This is a genomic window from Enterobacter sp. RHBSTW-00318, assembly GCF_014101375.1.
In the GTDB taxonomy this organism is placed as follows: Bacteria; Pseudomonadota; Gammaproteobacteria; order Enterobacterales; family Enterobacteriaceae; genus Enterobacter; species Enterobacter ludwigii.
Genome location: NZ_JABXQH010000001.1, coordinates 137,413 through 156,518, shown reverse-complemented (window position 1 = coordinate 156,518; position 19,106 = coordinate 137,413). Strand labels below are relative to the sequence as shown.

At 52.9% G+C, this 19,106-nt stretch carries 16 protein-coding genes; 8 read left to right on the top strand and 8 right to left on the bottom strand.

The window, feature by feature from the left end; translation table 11 throughout:
* Positions 1-181: 181 nt before the first annotated feature.
* Positions 182-1,333: a methyl-accepting chemotaxis protein gene (locus HV157_RS00860; protein ID WP_083599680.1), complete on the bottom strand. Its 1,152-nt coding sequence runs from the start codon at positions 1,331-1,333 to the stop codon at positions 182-184.
* 457 nt (positions 1,334-1,790) lie between these two features.
* On the opposite strand from HV157_RS00860, the gene HV157_RS00855 reads away from it, so the two are divergent.
* The 4 genes from HV157_RS00855 (at position 1,791) to HV157_RS00840 (ending at position 6,240) form a co-directional block, all read left to right on the top strand.
* A complete protein-coding gene (locus HV157_RS00855) occupies positions 1,791-3,920 on the top strand; it encodes a GGDEF domain-containing phosphodiesterase (RefSeq protein ID WP_182378383.1) in 2,130 nt (709 codons plus the stop codon).
* 92 nt (positions 3,921-4,012) lie between these two features.
* Positions 4,013-5,245: a sensor domain-containing diguanylate cyclase gene (locus tag HV157_RS00850; protein ID WP_086532463.1), complete on the top strand. Its 1,233-nt coding sequence runs from the start codon at positions 4,013-4,015 to the stop codon at positions 5,243-5,245.
* Positions 5,246-5,318: 73 nt separating this feature from the next.
* On the top strand, positions 5,319-5,459 hold the full coding sequence (locus tag HV157_RS00845; RefSeq protein ID WP_182268623.1) for an Ecr family regulatory small membrane protein: 141 nt from the start codon (positions 5,319-5,321) through the stop codon (positions 5,457-5,459).
* A 217-nt stretch (positions 5,460-5,676) separates the two neighbouring features.
* Positions 5,677-6,240, top strand: a complete 564-nt coding sequence (locus HV157_RS00840; protein ID WP_025204027.1) for a DJ-1/PfpI family protein — start codon at positions 5,677-5,679, stop codon at positions 6,238-6,240.
* 69 nt (positions 6,241-6,309) lie between these two features.
* On the opposite strand, the gene HV157_RS00835 is transcribed toward HV157_RS00840, so the two are convergent.
* Together HV157_RS00835 and HV157_RS00830 are read right to left on the bottom strand one after the other, a co-directional pair.
* The gene (locus tag HV157_RS00835; protein ID WP_182268624.1) at positions 6,310-7,068 is read right to left on the bottom strand and encodes a hypothetical protein; all 759 of its coding nucleotides are present in this window, start codon (positions 7,066-7,068) and stop codon (positions 6,310-6,312) included.
* Between the two features lie 115 nt (positions 7,069-7,183).
* Positions 7,184-8,800 carry a peptide ABC transporter substrate-binding protein gene (locus HV157_RS00830; RefSeq protein ID WP_151887447.1) on the bottom strand — a complete coding sequence of 539 codons (1,617 nt, stop codon included), beginning with the start codon at positions 8,798-8,800 and terminating at the stop codon, positions 7,184-7,186.
* Positions 8,801-8,985: 185 nt separating this feature from the next.
* Between HV157_RS00830 and mpaA the strand changes: the two genes are divergently transcribed.
* Entirely contained in the window at positions 8,986-9,699 is a 714-nt protein-coding gene (mpaA, locus tag HV157_RS00825; protein ID WP_020882474.1) for a murein tripeptide amidase MpaA, read from the top strand.
* On the opposite strand, the gene ycjG is transcribed toward mpaA, so the two are convergent.
* Entirely contained in the window at positions 9,690-10,655 is a 966-nt protein-coding gene (ycjG, locus tag HV157_RS00820) for an L-Ala-D/L-Glu epimerase (RefSeq protein WP_020882473.1), read from the bottom strand. The two genes, mpaA and ycjG, sit on opposite strands and share 10 nt — an antisense overlap.
* A 108-nt stretch (positions 10,656-10,763) precedes the next feature.
* On the opposite strand from ycjG, the gene tpx reads away from it, so the two are divergent.
* Together tpx and HV157_RS00810 are read left to right on the top strand one after the other, a co-directional pair.
* On the top strand, positions 10,764-11,270 hold the full coding sequence (gene tpx, locus HV157_RS00815) for a thiol peroxidase (RefSeq protein ID WP_063214359.1): 507 nt from the start codon (positions 10,764-10,766) through the stop codon (positions 11,268-11,270).
* Between the two features lie 332 nt (positions 11,271-11,602).
* Entirely contained in the window at positions 11,603-12,811 is a 1,209-nt protein-coding gene (locus HV157_RS00810; RefSeq protein WP_182268625.1) for an aldose 1-epimerase family protein, read from the top strand.
* A 35-nt stretch (positions 12,812-12,846) separates the two neighbouring features.
* On the opposite strand, the gene tyrR is transcribed toward HV157_RS00810, so the two are convergent.
* From tyrR to HV157_RS00795, 3 genes are all read right to left on the bottom strand, one after another.
* Positions 12,847-14,388 carry a transcriptional regulator TyrR gene (gene tyrR / locus HV157_RS00805; protein ID WP_014170325.1) on the bottom strand — a complete coding sequence of 514 codons (1,542 nt, stop codon included), beginning with the start codon at positions 14,386-14,388 and terminating at the stop codon, positions 12,847-12,849.
* 113 nt (positions 14,389-14,501) lie between these two features.
* Positions 14,502-15,554, bottom strand: coding sequence for a YcjF family protein (locus tag HV157_RS00800; protein WP_138614097.1), 1,053 nt, complete (start codon positions 15,552-15,554; stop codon positions 14,502-14,504).
* On the bottom strand, positions 15,551-16,948 hold the full coding sequence (locus HV157_RS00795; protein WP_049021890.1) for a YcjX family protein: 1,398 nt from the start codon (positions 16,946-16,948) through the stop codon (positions 15,551-15,553). The genes HV157_RS00800 and HV157_RS00795 overlap by 4 nt, the downstream gene beginning before the upstream one ends.
* 155 nt (positions 16,949-17,103) lie before the next feature.
* On the opposite strand from HV157_RS00795, the gene HV157_RS00790 reads away from it, so the two are divergent.
* Positions 17,104-18,114, top strand: a complete 1,011-nt coding sequence (locus tag HV157_RS00790) for a LacI family DNA-binding transcriptional regulator (RefSeq protein ID WP_025204022.1) — start codon at positions 17,104-17,106, stop codon at positions 18,112-18,114.
* Positions 18,115-18,148: 34 nt separating this feature from the next.
* Here the strand turns inward: HV157_RS00790 and HV157_RS00785 are convergent, their stop codons facing one another.
* On the bottom strand, positions 18,149-19,063 hold the full coding sequence (locus HV157_RS00785; protein ID WP_025204021.1) for an OmpG family monomeric porin: 915 nt from the start codon (positions 19,061-19,063) through the stop codon (positions 18,149-18,151).
* Positions 19,064-19,106: the final 43 nt, after the last annotated feature.

The window sequence follows — 19,106 nt, the reverse complement described above, 5'->3', positions numbered from 1 at the left end:
GCTCTTTCGTTGTCAGTCTAGCTTTCATCAGGGGTTAAGCAACAACTATGTTTCGCATCGCGCTGAATTCGCTCAGGAAATAACCGTATTCCGCCAGGCGCCTTTTCAGACCGCACGGGAGGATAATTCAGCGGCGAGAAGTCGGGATAAAAGAGCCCGGTGACCAGGCTCTTTTCGCGCATCAGAGGGAGTGACCGGGACGCGAGTGGAATGACAGCGGGGCAGCATGCGAAGGCGTGGATTCAACCTGATACCCCTTTTCGAGCCGGAAGTTACGCGTCCGCGCCTGCAGTTCACTTACCTGATTACGCAGTACATCAGAGGATCCGTTGAGTTCTTCTGCCATCGTAACGTTACTTTGCGTGACCCGTTCCAGCTCAGATAAGGCCAGCGTAATCTGGGAAATGCCTTTCTCCTGCTCTGACGTCGAGGTGAAAATGTCATCCATCAACTGGCTGACATTGCCGGAGCCGGTCACAATTTCTTGCATATTCTTTTCAGCTTCGGACACAACGGTCACGCCCTGAGTAACGTTATTGCTGGTCACTTCAATCAGCGTTTTGATGTTTTTGGCGGCGTCCGCGCTGCGGTGGGCCAGGTTTCGCACCTCTTCTGCCACCACCGAAAACCCTTTGCCGTGGTCACCGGCTCTGGCCGCCTCAACGGCCGCGTTTAGCGCCAGGATATTCGTCTGGAAGGCAATGCCGTCGATCATCGAGATAATCTCCGTCATTTGCTGTGCACATTCGGTAATGGATTGCATATTGGTGGCCACCTGCCCCATCAACTCGCCACCTTTGCGCGCCTGCAGTGTCGCCCTGTTTGCCTGCTCGCTGGCCAGTCGGGTGTTATCGGCATTATTTCGGGTACTTGCTGCCATCTGCTCCATGCTGGCAGCCGTTTGCACCAGCGATGCAGACTGCTGCTCTGTTTTCACCGAAAGCTGCGCGCTACGCGCGGAGAGTTGATCGGACAAGGTCATGGCGGTTTGCGACGAGGCCCTGATCTCGCGTACCAGGGTCGCGATGTTGCTGGAGAGGCTGTTAATCCCGGGGATTAAACGCCCTGCACAGTTATTGCCAAATTCAGGGATAGTCACGCCAAGATTGCCTGCAGTCACTTCTTCAATACTTTTTTTCACCGTATTGATCGGCGTCACAAGATACTTTGTCATGTAGCCCCAGAGCAAAAATAGCGCAACGAAATTAATGATATTGAGTGAAATAAAGAGAGAGGATTTGCTGGAAAATAGAACAACGACACCTGCATCAACCAGGAAAAGACATAAAAGGAACCCGGCAATGAAGGTTCTGACACTAATATTTCTTAGCATGATTATATCCACGATTTTATATTTAGGTCGGCATTAAGATTTATAGCATTCGTGTTGTTGTTTGTCCTGATGAACAACGCTGGTTTCACCTTTCGCCGTTAGCCACCTGATATTTAACTTAAGTCAGATAAAAACAGGGTATTAGTGAAAATGTTATATGCAGCATCCTGTGATACTGGTTTCCTGCCACTTTAAGCGATACCATCGCCTGCGATGAGACAATATGGCCGCGCTCATATTTAAGGAGCTTTGCTGCAATTATTCGCCTTTGTTTAGCAATGCTTAATAGGTGCCGGAAAGAATATATTTTATATTCACCGCCAGCCTTAACGTTTTAATATGACCGGTCGTTTTGCACGATACATAACTCATATTATTTCAATGCGCATGTACGTTGCCAGTTAAAGACGTGCCCGGCAGGCGAAATCGGTAACCCTCTTTGGCGTGGGATTGCATAATGCTCAATATATCGTGGGACCCTGTGTTAATAGCCCTCTCGTATCTGGTGGCCTTTATCGCCTCATTTGTGGCCCTGGACAGCGCCGGAAAAATCCCGCTTTCCAGCCGTAAAACGGCGATGTTCTGGCGTATCGCCGGAGGCGTCACGCTTGGGATCGGGATCTGGTCAATGCACTTCATCGGCATGCTGTCGATGCAAATGCCGATGATAATGAGCTATAACCTCTGGTTAACCCTCGCCTCACTGGGCGTGGCGGTGGTTGCATCCACGGTCGCCATCAATATTGCCGTAACGGGTAAAACCCTTTCCCCTTTTCGATTGATCGTTGCCACGGTGCTCCTGAGCGCTGGCGTGGTCTGTATGCACTTTATCGGTATGGCCGCACTGATGCTGGACAGCCATATTCTCTGGGATCGACGCATTGTTGCCGTGTCCGTGTTGATTGCCGTTATGGCCTCCGGCGCGGCGCTGTGGCTGGCATTTCGCCTGCGGGATATGCGCAAAGGGGTGTTTATCAATCGTATTCTCGCGGCCTGCGTGTTGGGTGTCGCCATCTGCGCGATGCACTACACCGGCATGCGTGCCGCCCATTTTCAGGAAATGACGCATACCCTGCCCGGCGGTATCAGCGAGTTGGGGTTATCGGTCTGGGTTTCTGTCACCACACTGTGCCTGCTCGGCGGTATGTTAATGATTTCGCTCATCGACTCGCACCGGCGGACGAACCGACTGACCGACAACCTACGCCAGCTTAATCGTCAGCTTGAACTGCAGGCGCGGTTTGATGCGCTTACCGGTCTCGCTAATCGCCACCAGATGGACATTCGGATGCAGGATTGCCTGCGCAGCGCATTGCTCAGCAAGAAGCCATTCGCCGTGATTTTCCTCAACGTCGATCATTTCAAACGCATCAACGATACCTGGGGCCACAACACCGGGGATGAGTTGTTAATCTCTCTCGCGCAGCGCATTACCGCCCGCCTTACCCGCGAGATGACCCTCGCCAGGCTTGGCGGCGACGCCTTTATCCTGCTGGTTCCCGAGTGTGACGACGATAAAATCAACGCGCTGCTCACAACATTGCTGGAGGATATGCGCCGCCCGTTTTCACTTTGTGGGCACACGCTGAGCACAACAATCAGCGCAGGGGTCAGCCTCTACCCGCAGGATGGCGAGACGCTGCATGAGCTGAAGCTAAAAGCCGATGCGGCCCTGAATCGCGTCAAAGAGGATGGACGAAACGGCTGGGCCGTCTACCGGAACGAGATGTCAACGGCCATTCCGGCCAACCCCGGCTTCCTGCAGGAGTTAACTCAGGCGCTGGAACGCGATCAGTTTGAACTGTGGTATCAGCCGACCTGGCATGCAAAAGACTCCACTATTCACGGTTTTGAAGCCCTTCTGCGCTGGCGGCACCCTGAGCAAGGGGTGTTGCTGCCTAATCTGTTTTTACCGTCGCTGGAACAAACGGGGCTGATCATCCCGGTGGGGAACTGGGCGATTGAAGCGGCATGCCGTCAGCTTCATTTCTGGACAGAACAAGGTTTCAGCCAGTGGACATTGTCCTTTAACCTCTCCCCCGTCCAGTTCGAACAGCCGGATATCTTCCACATCATTTCGTCGATGTTGCATAAATATAATCTGTCGCCCTCCCGGCTTATCCTTGAGGTGACGGAAAGTACCGCACTGAAAAATCTCGACCGCAGTATTGAATTACTCAATGCGTTCAATCAAGCCGGGATTACCGTCTCGATTGATGATTTTGGCACCGGCTATTCCAACCTGTTGATGTTGAGCGTTCTGCCCGCTAAAGAGCTAAAAATCGACAAGAGCTTTGTGCACTCGATGCTGGTAAATGAAAAAAGCCGCAAGCTGGTGGAAACCATTATTAATATCGCCAGGACCATGGAAATGAATGTGGTTGCGGAAGGGATCGAGACGGAAGAACAACAGGTGGTGCTGACGGACCTCGGCTGTGATTACCTGCAGGGGTTCCTTTTCTCCCGTCCTTTACCTGCCGAACAGGTTCCCTGGCTGCTGCTGCAAAAAAACTCAGACAAACAAATTATACCCATTGGTAAAATTCACGCGGAACCCGCATATATTTCACAAAAAAATCATGCCTGACCGGGTTAAGTAGAGTATGTTTCAAAGGAGTCCACTCCCGTTAATTCTGTCATGATCCTCAGGCACATGGTGCCGATGTACAGGAATACGCTATGTCGCAAAATTGTTTTGATGCGCTGAATTTAATTAAAACCCCCGTGTGGCTCATTTCACCTGCTTCAGAACAGATCATTTTTGCAAATGTGGCCGCCGCTCAGATCATGGGCGATAAAACCCTGGATGACCTACGCAAAGGTACCTATTCCGCCAATGCGCATCACGTGCTGTCGATGTATGTGCCTGAACTGAAGAGTGAGCAGGAGGTCGTCGAAATCTGGACCATCTCCCGCGATGGACATGAAACCGCGCTGAGCTGCCGTCTCTCGCTTGCCCATTTCGTGCCCCAGGGGAATGTTATTGTTTTTGAAGGGCTGACGCAGCAGGTTCTCTCCGGGCTTAAGGCCAGCCGCTCCGCGACCTACCAGCGCAAAAAACAGGGATTTTACGCGCGCTTTTTCCTGACCAACAGCGCGCCAATGCTGCTTATCGATCCGTCCCGGGATGGCCAGATTGTGGATGCCAATCTGGCGGCGCTGACTTTTTACGGTTATGCGCATGATGAAATGTGCAGAAAACATACCTGGGAAATCAATACTCTGGGGCGGGATGTGATCCCCGTGATGACGGAGATTGCCGCGTTGCCGGGCGGCCATAAGCCCCTCAACTTTATCCACCGTCTGGCCGATGGCTCCACCCGCCATGTTCAGACCTATGCCGGGCCGATTGAAATTTACGGCGACAAATTGATGTTGTGCATTATCCACGATATCACCGAGCAAAAAAGGCTGGAGCAGGAGCTGGAACACGCGGCACTGCGTGATTCCATGACGGGCCTGCTCAACCGGCGTCAGTTCTATATCATCACCGACCAGGCCAATACCCATCATCTTCCCGCGCAGCAGCAATTTAGCCTGCTGCTGGTGGATACCGATCACTTCAAAAATATCAACGACCTCTTCGGCCACCTGAAAGGTGATGAGGTACTGATCTCGCTCTCGCGCACGCTGGAAGCCTGTAGCCGCAAAGAGGACCTGGTCTTCCGCTGGGGCGGTGAGGAGTTCGTCATCCTGCTGCCGCGCACCCCGCTCGACACCGCCCTGCAAATCGCCGAAACTGTGCGCGATGCGGTCGCCCGCATCACGATCCCGGGTTTACCTCGTTTCACCGTCAGCATTGGCGTGGCGCGACATAATCCGGGCGAGAGTATGGATGAGCTGTTTAAACGTGTGGACGATGCGCTTTATCGCGCCAAAAGTGATGGGCGCAATAAAGTCCTGGCGGCATGAAACTGGTGTATCTTCGTAAGCCCCGTTACAATGCCCCTCTCGAATAAATGGACCACAGGTGGGTAGATGTGCAATGGGAAAAACAGAAATAATACTCACCATAATTATTTTATTCGTTATTATATTCGGCTTCTGGTTTATTTTCAGCGGTAAGATCTGGTTTCTGGTGGAATACCTTGAGAACAGTATCTACCCCACCTTCGATGCGCTATGACGCATGTTTAATTCCTTGTTTCACCTACCGAATTTGTCAGGTATCAGCACCGGTAAGAGGTGCGTAAAATACGCAACGTTATCCTCCAACAAGTTGATAACGAATCATTAAATCATTTGCTTATTTCGCCCGTTCTCTGACGGGCTTTTTTTATTTCCGGCAATTCAGCTGTGCCAGGCTATATCTTAAACATCGTTAAACCTAAAGGTGAGAAATGATGAGCAAGAAAATCCTGATGTTGGTCGGCGATTACGCCGAAGATTATGAAACAATGGTGCCCTTTCAGGCTTTACAGATGATTGGCCATCAGGTGGACGCCGTCTGCCCGGACAAATCCCGTGGCGACTACATCATGACGGCGATCCATGATTTCGACGGCGCCCAGACCTACAGTGAAAAGCCGGGCCACCGTTTTATCCTCAATGCCGATTTTTCCGCCGTAAAAGAGCAGGATTATGACGCGCTGCTAATCCCGGGCGGACGAGCCCCTGAATATCTCCGGCTAAATGATGACGTGCTGAAACTGGTGCAGGCCTTCGACGCCGCGCGCAAACCGATTGCTGCGGTTTGCCACGGACCGCAACTGCTCGCTGCTGCCGGCATATTAAAAGGACGAACCTGTAGCGCCTATCCCGCCTGTGCGCCTGAAGTCCGCCTCGGCGGCGGGCACTATGCCAATATTGGTATCGATCAGGCGCACGTAGACGGTAATCTGGTCACTGCCCCCGCCTGGCCTGCGCATCCGCAATGGCTGGCGAAATTCAGTGCATTGCTAGAATAACGTTGCCCTGCTCCCGCCAGCAACGCCTGGCGGGAGCAATCCGCTGGGAATAATGTGTCGCCCGGCGATTTAGCGATCCTGCCGCTCCCACTGCGCTTCCCGCTCACGCGCTTTTCTGCGGGCTTCCTCTTTTTCACGATACAGTGGCGGATAGTAGATGTTCCCCCAGTCCCATTTACCAAACCAGAGACTCATCAGCGTACTAAAGATGATAATAAGTACGGTATAAAACAGAACGGTTCCGCTTTCACCGCCGTGGCTGAACAGATCGATGACCAGCGAATGCTGCGCGTCGCTAAACCACTGCGGATGGTCATCAAGCATCATGAAAAACAGGATCCCAAAGAGTAAATCCCCGACTTTAAATCGCTCATGAAATTTCGTGCGCCAGTTTGCATTATGTTTTTCATAATAATTCAGCAGGAACTGGTTGTTTTCCTTCAACGCTAAATCAAGTACTTCGCCTGAAGGAACTTCACCCGACCTCTTCTGATAATCACTCTGCGCGCGCAAGAAATCCGGGAAGATTCTGCTGTAGATGAACTCATTGAGTAATAGCCTGACGATATTGGCTATAAAAGGCATCAGGGTGGTGGCAATCAAACCTAAGGCGGCGAGCGCCACGCAGAAAAAACCCAGATGTTCGGTCCAGTTAAGTGTCTGAACAGGCCAGGTCAATATTCCTTGCCCGCTGTATACCAGCAGCGCCAGATCGGCGAAAAGGACAATATAGATGAAGCGGATAATCCATTGCCATTCCCAGATTTTATCCATAATCCCTAACCCTGCCGGGAAAGACGCTTTCTCTTTCTTTTCATCCGTCATCATTTACCTCCCCTTTGACTCACGGAACAAACATCCCTCGTTCAATAAAGAAAAACTGGCGCAAATGCGCCAGCTCTTAATTTAACGTTCACAACGAAGACCGGCGGTTCCCGGCTCGTCAGTGTTTCTCAATATACATCGTCCGGCTATAAGCCACGTCTTCCGGGTTATTAATGGGGTAACCTTTCACCCATGGTTTGATCAGGCGGCCGTTGGTGTACTGGTAAATAGGTGCGATTGGCGCTTTTTCCGTGAGGATTTTCTCCGCCATGTTGTAGTCTGCGTTACGGGCTTTCGCCGTGTTTTCGAGCGTCGCCTGATGGATAATTTTATCGTACGCCGGATCGTTGAAACGCGAGATATTGCCGCTGTGGGTTGAGGTCAATAACGACAGGAAGGTCGATGGCTCATTGTAATCCCCGACCCATGACGCGCGGATCACATCGAAATTACCGGTATTACGGCTGTCGATGTAGGTTTTCCACTCCTGGTTCTGCAGTTTGACGTCAACGCCGAGGTTTTTCTTCCACATCGAGGCCACCGCAATCGCGATTTTCTGATGGTTTTCTGACGTGTTGTACAACAGGTTCAGCTTCAGCGGGCGCTGAGGGCCATAGCCCGCGGCCTGAAGCAGCGTTTTCGCCTGGGCATTAAGTTCCTGCTGTGACATTTGCTCAAACGGCGAGGTTTCTGGCGTAAACCCTGCCGTCACGTCTGGCGTGAAATGCCAGGCGGGCTTCTCACCGGTTCCTAACACTTTGTCCGCCATGATGCGGCGATCGATGGTCATGCTCAGGGCGAGGCGTACACGGGCATCGGCCGTGGGTCCTTTTTGCGTATTAAACGCATAGTAATAGGTGCCCAACTGAGGCGGTGTATACACCTGTCCCGGAATGTCCTTGAGCAGCTTCTGATACATGTTTTTCGGGAACGATTCGGTGATATCAATATCATCCGCCAGATAGCGTTTAGTGGCCGAGGATTCCTGGTTAATCGGTATGAACGTCACTTTTTGCAGGACGGTTTTGGCGTTATCCCAGTAGTGTGTATTTGGCACCACAACCAGTTTTTCATTCACCACGCGATCTTTCATAACGTAGGCGCCATTTCCGACCAGAGCCCCCGGACGCGTCCACTCTTTGCCGCTCTCCACATTGGCCTTTTGCACCGGATAGAAGGCAAAGTTTGCCGTCAGATTGCTAAACCACGGCAGCGGTTTATCCAGCTGCACACGTAAGGTTTTTGCATCTACGGCCGTCACGCCCAGCATATCTGGCGCGGCTTTACCATCAATTATCGCCTGTGCGTTATGGATACCCGCCAGCGCCGCAAACCAGGCAAACGGAGACGTGGTTTTCGGATCAACCAGACGCTGCCAGCTGTAGACAAAATCCTGAGCGGTAACCGGAGAACCGTCAGACCATTTCGCGTTATCACGTAAGGAGAAGGTCCAGATACGGTTATCGTTACTCTGCCAGCGCGTCGCCACGCCTGGTGTCAGTTCACCTTTCTCATTCTGATTAACCAGTCCTTCAAAAAGGTCGCGAATGACCTGTATCTCGGGTAATCCCACGGCTTTTGCCGGATCAAGGGAAGCCGGCTCATCTTTAATGTGTCTGACCAGCTCCTGTTTTTGCGCCAGTACCGTGCCCTGTGGCACATCAGCGGCGTACGAGAGTGAAGAGAGTCCGCACAGCAACAGTGCAGTACAGAGACGCGAAACAGGATGCTTCATAAGATCCCCTTTTATGAATTCAGGTAATAAGCAGATGCGTAATTATTTGTTTCGACAATGAGAATTGCAAATACCTTCCTCCGGAAAGTTGATATCCGGCAATTTTCCCGCCATACGGAAACTATTTGATTAACCGCGAGTTTTGCACAACACTGCCAGTAGAGACTTCTTTATCAGGATTTCCTATGGCAATCACCCGACCCAGAGCGGAACGCGGCGCCTTCCCGCCAGGTGCAGAGCAGTATGGCCGTTCATTTTTAGGCGCATCGCTGATTTGGTTTCCGGCCCCCGATGCCGATCGCAACAGCGGTTTGATCATTGCCGGCACGCACGGCGACGAGAACTCGTCTGTCGTCACGCTCTCGTGCGCGCTGCGCACGTTGACGCCCAGCTTACGACGTCATCACGTGATTCTGGCCGTCAACCCGGATGGGTGTCAGCTTGGGTTACGCGCCAATGCGCGGGGCATCGATTTAAACCGTAATTTCCCGGCAGCAAACTGGCGCGCCGGTGAAACGGTTTATCGCTGGAACAGCTCCGCTGAAGAGCGTGACGTTGTCTTACTGACCGGCGACACGCCGGGCTCGGAGCCGGAAACACAAGCGCTGTGCCAGTTAATCCATAAGATCCACCCGGCCTGGGTTGTCACCTTCCACGATCCGCTGGCCTGCATCGAAGATCCGCGGCACACCGAGCTGGGCGAATGGCTGGCGAATGCTTTCGCCCTGCCGCTTGTCTCCAGCGTGGGCTATGAAACCCCTGGCTCATTCGGCAGCTGGTGTGCCGACCTGGGATTACCTTGCATCACCGCGGAATTCCCGCCGATATCGTCAGACGAAGCCAGCGAAAAATATTTAAAGGCCATGGTGGAGCTTCTGCGCTGGCAGCCTCAAAAATGAAGGACGCCGCTGGTAAACGTGAGTGCCGGTGAAACGTCAACCGCCAGCCATGTCGGGCCATCAAGATCGGCAAAACTGACATGATTTACCAGCGGCAGCGCCGCGTTGATCGCCCGGGATGTACACAGCATGCATCCCAGCATGATTGAAAACCCCTGCGCCTGCGCCTGTTCTGCCAGCGCCAGCGCCTCTGTCAGCCCGCCGGTCTTGTCGAGCTTGATATTGACCATCTCGTAACGGCCCTGCAGTTCAACCAGGCTATCGCGCGTATGGCAGCTTTCATCTGCGCAGATGGGCAGCGGGTGGATAAAATTCTTCAGCGCCGCATCATCCTGTGCCGGCAGAGGCTGCTCCAGCATGGCTACGCCCAGGTCGGCCAGCAGCTGACATCGTGCGGCAAGGCCTTCGGGATGCCATGACTCATTCGCATCCACAATTAACGTGGCTGTCGGGACTGCCGAGCGGATAGCGACCATACGCTCGCTGATCAGACGATCGTCAAGCTTCACCTTTAACAGCGTCGCCCCCGCATCAAGGAGTGCTTTTGCGCTGGCGGCCATGTGTTCAGGCTCGCCAATCACTACCGTTTGCGCCGTGACAACCGATGTCGGCAACGTGACGCCTAGCAGCGTCGTCAGCGAGGTTTGCTGTTTGGCAGCCTCCAGGCTCCAGAGTGCGCAGTCAATCGCATTACGCGCCGCGCCGGCGGGTATACGCTGCTGTAGCGCCTCGCGGGTGAGCCCTTTTTCCAGATCGGGAACGAGCGTCATGATAAGTGCCATTACCGACGCCAGACTTTCGCCATAGCGCGGGTACGGCGTGCATTCGCCGACGCCCTTAATGCCGTCCTCTTCTATCTCCACCACGACCACACTGGCTTCGCTTCGACTGCCGCGGGAGATCACAAACGGGGTATGCAATGGCCAGGCTTCTTCATAGACCTTAACGCTTCTCATCACTGACTCCTTGCGGCCCGGAAAGGCGAAAAAAATTGGTTTGCCGTGTTATCCGCTGATGGCATACACTAGCCCCGACGTTAACTATATGTAAACAGGAAGATATCTATGTCACAACTCGTTCATTTCCAGGGCAACCCGGTTACTGTTGCAGGTTCCATTCCACAGGCTGGCAGCAAAGCACAGGCTTTTACTCTGGTGGCTAAAGATCTGTCTGACGTCACACTGTCTCAGTTTGCTGGCAAACGCAAAGTCCTGAACATTTTCCCAAGCATCGACACCGGCGTCTGTGCTGCATCCGTGCGCAAATTCAACCAGCTGGCGACGGACATGGACAACACCGTTGTGCTGTGTATTTCTGCCGATCTGCCGTTCGCCCAGTCCCGTTTCTGCGGTGCTGAAGGCCTGAGCAACGTCATTACCCTCTCCACCCTGCGCAGCCCGGATTTCCTGGAAAACTACGGCGTGAGCATCGCGGAAGGCCCACTGAAAGGCCTGGCAGCGCGCGCTGTACTGGTTATCGATGAAAATGACAACGTCGTGTTCAGCGAACTGGTTAACGAAATCACCACCGAGCCGGATTACACTGCCGCGCTGGACGTGTTGAAAGCATAATGAATGCTTAGCATTCTATATAGCTTAGCAATCTAATGAAATAACAGGGTTTATTTCTCTTTGCAGGCTCTGGAAGACGACACATGACAAACCTCGCACTGGCGGGGTTTTTTATTCCCTTTAAGCTGAATCGTTAAAGCTAAACCCTTCACCGTTCACATTTACTGTGCAATTAATTGCATTAAAGTTAACTTAATTGCGATCTTATTCTCATATTAGACCTTAAATATTCATATTTTCTTCCCCAGTGAAGCACATCACATTTCCCTTCAGGTCAAAACATTAGATTTGCTGACGAAAGCAAATAATCGTTTCAGCAAAAAGGAAAGGATATGAAAATTAAACTGGCTATTACGCTCCTTGCGGCTTTGATTTCGGGTCATGCTGCGGCGAAAACCTGGGTGCTGACAAGCGCTGAAAGCGGCGTGGAGAAAGGAAACTGGAAAATAACGAGCGATGAGCTGAAGGTAAAAGATCAGGCGTTCAGCATTGAACAAAAAGTGTTGCACGGTGGGAAACAGGAAGGCAGCAAAATCCTTGTTATCAGCAGTAAAAGTGGCCTGACCATTACCTTAAGCCCCTCTCGCGGCATGAACCTGCTCCATGTGGAAGGCTTCGGCACCAGAATGGGCTGGGATTCCCCGGTAAAAGAGGTCGTGAACCCGGCATATATTAATCTGGAAAGTCGCAACGGGCTTGGCTGGCTGGAAGGTTTCAACGAGATGATGGTGCGCTGTGGCTATGAGTGGACGGGCCACCCGGTCACGGCTGACGGCCAAATCTATACGCTTCACGGCAAGGCGGGCAATACGCCTGTATCGCAGGTTGAAGTGGAGGTGGCTGACGCCGCCCCCCATGAAATTCGAATTCGCGGTTTGATCAAAGAGAGCACGTTCAAAAAAGCAGATTTGCAGACCATGACCGAACTGCGTTACGTCCCAGGAACCAACCAGTTCAGTTTGCATGATGTTCTGACAAACCATGCTGATTACCCGCATGATTATCAAATCATCTACCACAGCAACTTTGGTACCCCGATCCTCGAAGAAGGCGCGCGCTTCCTTGCCCCGGTTGCGAGCGTCAGTCCATTCAATGACTACGCGAAAGCCGGTGTCAACGACTGGCAGACCTATGCCGGGCCAACGAAAGGCTTTGATGAGATGGTGTTTAACCTCAAACCGCTTGCGGATAACAACCACAAAACCCTCGCGGCCGTGGTGAATAAAGCCGGTGATAAAGGGGCGTCCATTCAGTTTGATACCCGCCAGTTGCCGGTGCTGACCTTATGGAAAAACACCGACACCCTGAAGCAAGGTTATGTCACCGGTATTGAGCCGGGTACCAGCTACGCCTACCCGGTCACCATTGAGCGCGAACAAAAACGCGTTAAGCAACTGCAACCGGGAGCCAGCACACAGTTTGATCTGACCTATACCCTGCTCCATAACCCGCAACAGGTGAAAGACGTGGAGAACCGTATTGCATCGATTCAGGGAGAGACAAAGGTCGACATTAATAGCACCCCTATCGCAAAAGAATGAGTAAAAAAAAGCCTCTTTACAGAGGCTTTTTACCGTTATTCGTCACCCTTCTTCTGATTCAAACCATACTCTCGCAACTTATTGGCAATCGCCGTGTGTGAAACGCCAAGGCGTTTTGCCAGCTTACGGGTGCTTGGATAGCTACGGTACAGTTGCGTCAGCACGGAGCGCTCAAAACGGCTGGTAATGTCATCCAGCGAACCTTCCATCGCCTCTTCACCTACTGACACCGTCCCGGCATCGTAATCCGGTAACAGAATATCCTGCGGCCGCAGTTCATAACCTTCCAGCTGCGTCAGTGCGCGGTAAACGGCGTTCTTGAGTTGGCGAATGTTGCCCGGCCAGCCGTAGCGCATGAGCACCGTGCCGAGATCGGCTGAAAGCTTCGGACGCGGTACTCCCTGCTCGTCGGCAAAGCGCGCCACAAAGAGTTCGGTCAGCGGCATGATATCCTGCGGGCAATCGCGCAGCGGTGGGATATTCAGGGTCAGGACATTCAGGCGGTAGTAGAGATCCTCGCGGAATACCCCTTTTTGCACCAGTTCGACCAGGTTTTTCTGCGTCGCACAAATCACACGCACATCCACATGAACTTCGTGATCCTCGCCTACACGGCGGAACGTGCCATCATTGAGGAAGCGCAGCAGCTTGGCCTGCATGCGTGGCGACATTTCACCAATCTCGTCCAGCAGCACGGAACCGCCGTTAGCCTGCTCGAAGAACCCTTTTTTACCTTCCGGCGCGTGACCAAATAATTCGCTTTCGACGGCATCTTCCGGAATCGAGGCGCAGTTCAGGGCCAGATACGGTTTTGCCGCTCGCGGGCTGGCCAGGTGCACAGCGTGCGCCAGCAGGTCCTTCCCGGTACCGGTATCGCCGGTAATCAGCAGTGGCGCGGTCAGACTCGCGAGTTTGCGCGCCTGGTCTACCACATGCCGCATTTTCGGGCTGACGGCAATAATCTGGCTGAATGCCCCCACATCCTGACTGGAGATATTTTGCAGCTGACGGCCCATGCGCACGGTAGAACGCAGCATGATCACGGCGCCGGTCAGAACGCGCGTGTCGGCCTCGCCTTTCAGATAGACCGGCGTTATCTCCATTAAGAAATTCTGTCCGTGGATAACCACATGCTCGCTGTGGGTGTTCTGCGGATTGCTGTCCAGCCAGCGCTGGAAGTTAAAGCCGGGAATCAACTGTGCTGCGTTGTGGTTGCTGAGTTTTTCCTGACTCTGCGCGAACAGCTGGCAGCTGGCATGGTTAACACGCTCAACCTTACTTTTTAAATCCAGGGAGAGGAAAGGCTCTGGCATGGCTTCAAGCAATGCGCTCAATGCCAGATGCTCACGCTCCGACGGCATCCAGGGGATGGTGCGTACATCCGTAACGCCAGCGATACGGCGTATTTCTGCCATCAGGCTACTGAACGTATTAAATTCAATTTCGGCAAAATTGAGGTAAATTCGCCCGACAGGATCGATCTCAATGCCACGTAAATCAATGCTACGTAAAACAAGAAGATCGAGTAATTCGCGGGTCAGACCGAGACGGTCTTCACAGAAGACTTCAAGACGCATGGGAAATTCACCGTTTTAAGCCAATAACATTAAAATGATATGTCAGAACACGGTGATCGGGAAGATGGCTGTCAACAAATATTGACAGCCAGCACGATTAATGACCAAACCGGCTACTGAACCGGTTTTTTATTGAGCGTCTCTTTGAGCTGACCGATTAACTCACGTCGGAAATCCCCCAATCGCGGCTTATCGCCATCAATCCATGGCAGTGGACGGCACACTTCCATCGCTTTGATGCCCAGACGGGCGGTCAACAAACCGGCACCAATACCCTGCGCGGCACGGGCAGAGAGACGCGCCGCCAGATCCTGCGACATCCAGTCCATCCCCACTTCCCGCACGAGCTCACTTGCTCCGGCAAAGGCGATGTTGAGCAATACCAGACGGAACAAGCGAAGGCGGCTGTAGTACCCCAACTCAATGCCGTATAAAGCAGCAATCCGGTTAATCAGACGCAGGTTACGCCAGGCGATAAACGCCATATCCACCAGCGCCAGCGGGCTGACAGCAATCATCAGGGTTGATTCCGCAGCAGAGCGGCTGATTTCGCGCCGCGCCTGGGCATCCAGCACCGGCTGCACCATGTGGGAATACAACGTCACCACTTCACGATCGTTCTGGGTTTCATGGATAGCGGCATACCAGCGCTGAAGCGCCGGGTGTGACTGGTCAATACCCGCCTGACTGGCCAGCTTTTCACAAAACGCGCGGCCTTTGCCGGTTCCGTGACTGTGGAGCAAATCCCGCGCTTCATCACGCTCATGGGCGCGCTGTCGCAGGCGCCACAGGCGACGCCACTCGGTCGCAACAGACCCGACACCCGCCCCCACAATCAGAGCACCGGCAGCGCAGCCGCCCAACGCGACCCAGTCCTGGGTTTGCCAGGCGTTGGCCGCCCACTGGACGCCTTGCCCAACCACGCTGACGCCAAACAATGCCAGCCCGGCAGTCACCATCTTTCGCCACAGGCTGCGTTTTGGGCGTAGCGCGGCTTCCACGACCGCTTCAGCCGGCCCCTCTTCAACAAGCAGCTCTTCGGTCAGCGCCGGGGCAAAATTATCTGCCTGCGGGCCATTAAACGTCTGCGCGGTTTTAAACGCCTCCGGGTGCTCTTGCTCAAGCGTTCCGGTAAAATCAATGCGCGGTTTTAACGGTTCCGTCATCGCAATTTATCTCCAATCAAAAACTCCAGCGCCGCATCCAGACGGATATGCGGTAACGGCTGATCGACCGTCATGGCCTGCGGGCGGAAGGCTTCAAACTGGAAGCCCTGGTTCTGCCAGAAGGCCGGCCCCGGAAGGCGGGCGGGCACTTCGCCCGGATAGACAGTAAGCGGTTCGCCGTCGCTGAGACGATTCCCGCGCAATGCCGGTATTTTCTCGCCATTAAGGTCAATCAACCCACTCTGTGTCGCCTGTACGGAAGCCAGTCCAAGGCAATCCATGCTGATCCCTTCGAACGCGGCATTCTGCCAGGCGTCCTGCACCAGTTGCTGCAGCAGCGACACCATATTGGCATGCTGATCGACCGTCACGTGATCGGCTTTTGTGGCCGCAAACAGCAGCTTGTCGATAACGGGTGAGAAGAGACGGCGAAACAGCGTGCGCTGCCCGTAGTGAAAACTTTGCATTAACTGTGTCAGCGCCAGGCGCATATCGTTGAAGGCCTGCGGCCCGCTGTTCAGCGGTTGCAGGCAATCCACCAGCACAATCTGACGGTCAAAACGCAAAAAGTGGTTTTTATAAAAACCTTTCACCACCTTTTCACAGTAGTAATTGTAACGCTCGCGCAGCATTCCGGCGTTAGTGTGTTTGTCCGCCTGGGCCAGTTTTGACTCCCCGATGCCATCCACGTCCGGCCACGGGAAAAACTGCAGCGCAGGTGCGCCCGCCAAATCTCCCGGCAGAACAAAACGGCCCGGCTGGATGAAATGCAGCCCTTCCTGCTTACACTGATGCAGGTACTCCGTCCAGGCCTCGGCAATTGCCGCCAGCCGGTTTTCATCGGCAGGGGCCAGCGGATCCAGGCCTTCGCACAGTTTTCGCCATTTCGTCGACCACTCGGCGCGGTTGCCCTGCAACAGCCCCGTCATCTGCCGTGACCAGCTGAGATAATCCTGTGCCAGCATAGGTAAATCGAGCAACCACTCACCGGGGTAATCCACAATTTCCAGATACAGGGTGGAGGTATCTTTGAAGTGGCGCATCAGGGATTCATTAGAGCGAAAACGCAGCGCAAGGCGAATTTCACTCACCCCGCGCGTCGGCGTCGGCCAGGTGGGCGGTTCACCATAAAGCTGAGCCAGCCCTTCATCATAGGTAAAGCGGGGAATGCCAAAATCGCGCTGAGGCACACGTTTAACCCCCAGCAGGCGCTCTTCCCGCACGGCGCTCAGCAGCGGCAGCCGCGCCCCACTGTGCAGGTTAAGCAGCTGGTTCACCATCGCGGTGATAAACGCCGTCTTGCCGCTGCGGCTCAGCCCCGTCACCGCCAGACGCAGATGACGGTCAACGCCACGGTTCACCAGTGAATTGAGTTCGTTCTTAAGTCGCTTCATCGCCGTCCTTCATTGCCCGGAAGCCTCAAATACATTGCTTCAGAATACAATAAATGGGGGCAGATCGTTGATTATCAATTCTTATTTATTGCTATTGCCGTTTTCTCTCCAGTAAGATGAACGACATTGCTGTTAGTCAGGAGTGAGTAAGGTGTATGTCACCCACCATCTATGATATCGCACGGGTTGCCGGCGTTTCGAAATCAACCGTCTCCCGCGTTCTGAATAAACAAACGAATATTTCTCCTGAAGCGCGTGAAAAAGTGTTGAAGGCGATTGACGAATTAAATTATCAACCCAATAAACTCGCCCGCGCCCTGACCTCTTCTGGCTTCGACGCCATTATGGTTATTTCGACACGCTCGACGAAAACCACCGCCGGCAACCCGTTTTTCTCTGATGTTCTGCATGCCATTACAGCCAAAGCTGAAGAGGAAGGTTTTGACGTTATTTTGCAAACCTCGAAAAGCAGTGAAGACGATCTGCTGAAATGCGAAAGTAAAATAAAACAAAAAATGATTAAAGGGATCATCATGCTGAGCTCACCGGCAAATGAATCCTTTTTCACAACGCTGGATGCTTATGGCGTACCGGTGGTCGTCATCGGGAAAGTCGAAGGTGATTTTCAGAATATTTACTCGGTCGACACGGATAATTTTCACGACAGCGCCACGCTAACAGAAACCTTTATTAAAAATGGCCGACGTAACATTGCCTGTCTGCATGCGCCGCTCAATTATCATGTTTCGATTGATCGTCTTGCCGGTTATAAATCCAGCCTGGAAAAACACGGCATCACCATTAACCCGGCGTGGATCATCGACGGCGGATATACCCATGAAAGCGCGCTTGCCGCGGCCACAGAATTGCTCTCCTCGGCCACGCCACCTGATGCGGTATTTGCCACCGACAGCATGAAGTTACTCAGCCTTTATCGCGCGGCGGATACTCTGGATCTGAGGATCCCCGAGCAGGTTGTGATTGCAGGATACAGTGACCCGATGCTCTCTCTCATTTTAACGCCAGCACCCGGGGGCTTTGATATCCCAACCCGCAAGCTGGGTGAAGAGAGCTGCAATCTTCTTTTCAGGCGTATCGCCGGTCAGCCTGCGCCACAAAAAGTGCTTGTCGATACCCGCTTTACGTTAGCACCCTCTCTTCGCTAAAACCAGGGGCTGAAAGCCCCTGGCATCCGGTCTGTCAGAACGCGTAATTAACGCCAACACCCGCGTAGTGGAAACGGTCGCTGTCGCCTTCGTCATGGTTTTCCCATTCGTAGGCGTATTCCAGCGTCATGGATAATCCATTGTTGAAGTCATACGCGTACAATAAACCCAGTCGGTTGAAATCGTGTCCTTCACGATCGGGATCGTCCTGCCAGTCCCAGTTCGACCAGCGATCCAGCCCCAGACGGGTATATGGCGTGAGCGTCGTCTGGCCTAATGAAACAGGCAGATACGCGCGAATTTCCTGCGTTGAAAATTCGCCGTTATTACGTGAACTGTCCATATTGAAACCGCGCTCAAGATAATAGTTCACTTTAGCAGAGAAGGTTTCATTAATGGTCCAGGTAAAACCCGTTTCCGTTTCTACACGGCTGTCGGCATAACCGGTTTTTTCCAGGTCATTTGCAAACTGATACATGGCAAACCAGCCACCAAAACGCCAGTCGTCGGACAATTTAATATCCCAGTCCGGCTGAATTTTGTAACGCTGCATATTTGCGCTACCGTCTTTGGCACCGTGTTCATCTTTAAAGTGATAACCGTAATTACGGAAACCGCCGGTCAACCCGAGTGTAAAATCATCGGTGCCAATAAAGCGATAGCGTAATTCAAATTCCGGACGGTCAAAATAGGTCCCACGGGTCATGCTGCTGTAATCAACCGGTCCTTCCTGATACATTGCCAGCGAAAGAGTCCAGGCATCCCACGTGGCATTAAACCATACAGAGGGTTCATATAATCCATCTTTATCGTCGCCCTGACCTTCGACGTTTTCAATTTCATACATGGCACCGATATTAAATTCCCAGTGTTTTGCTGATTCCGTTGCATGCGCGCAGCTAACCCCTGCGCACAGAACGAGCGCAGCACTTCTTAGTAGAGTACTCATTTAAATGTTCCCTTTATAATTAACTCAAAAAAAACCGGAAATT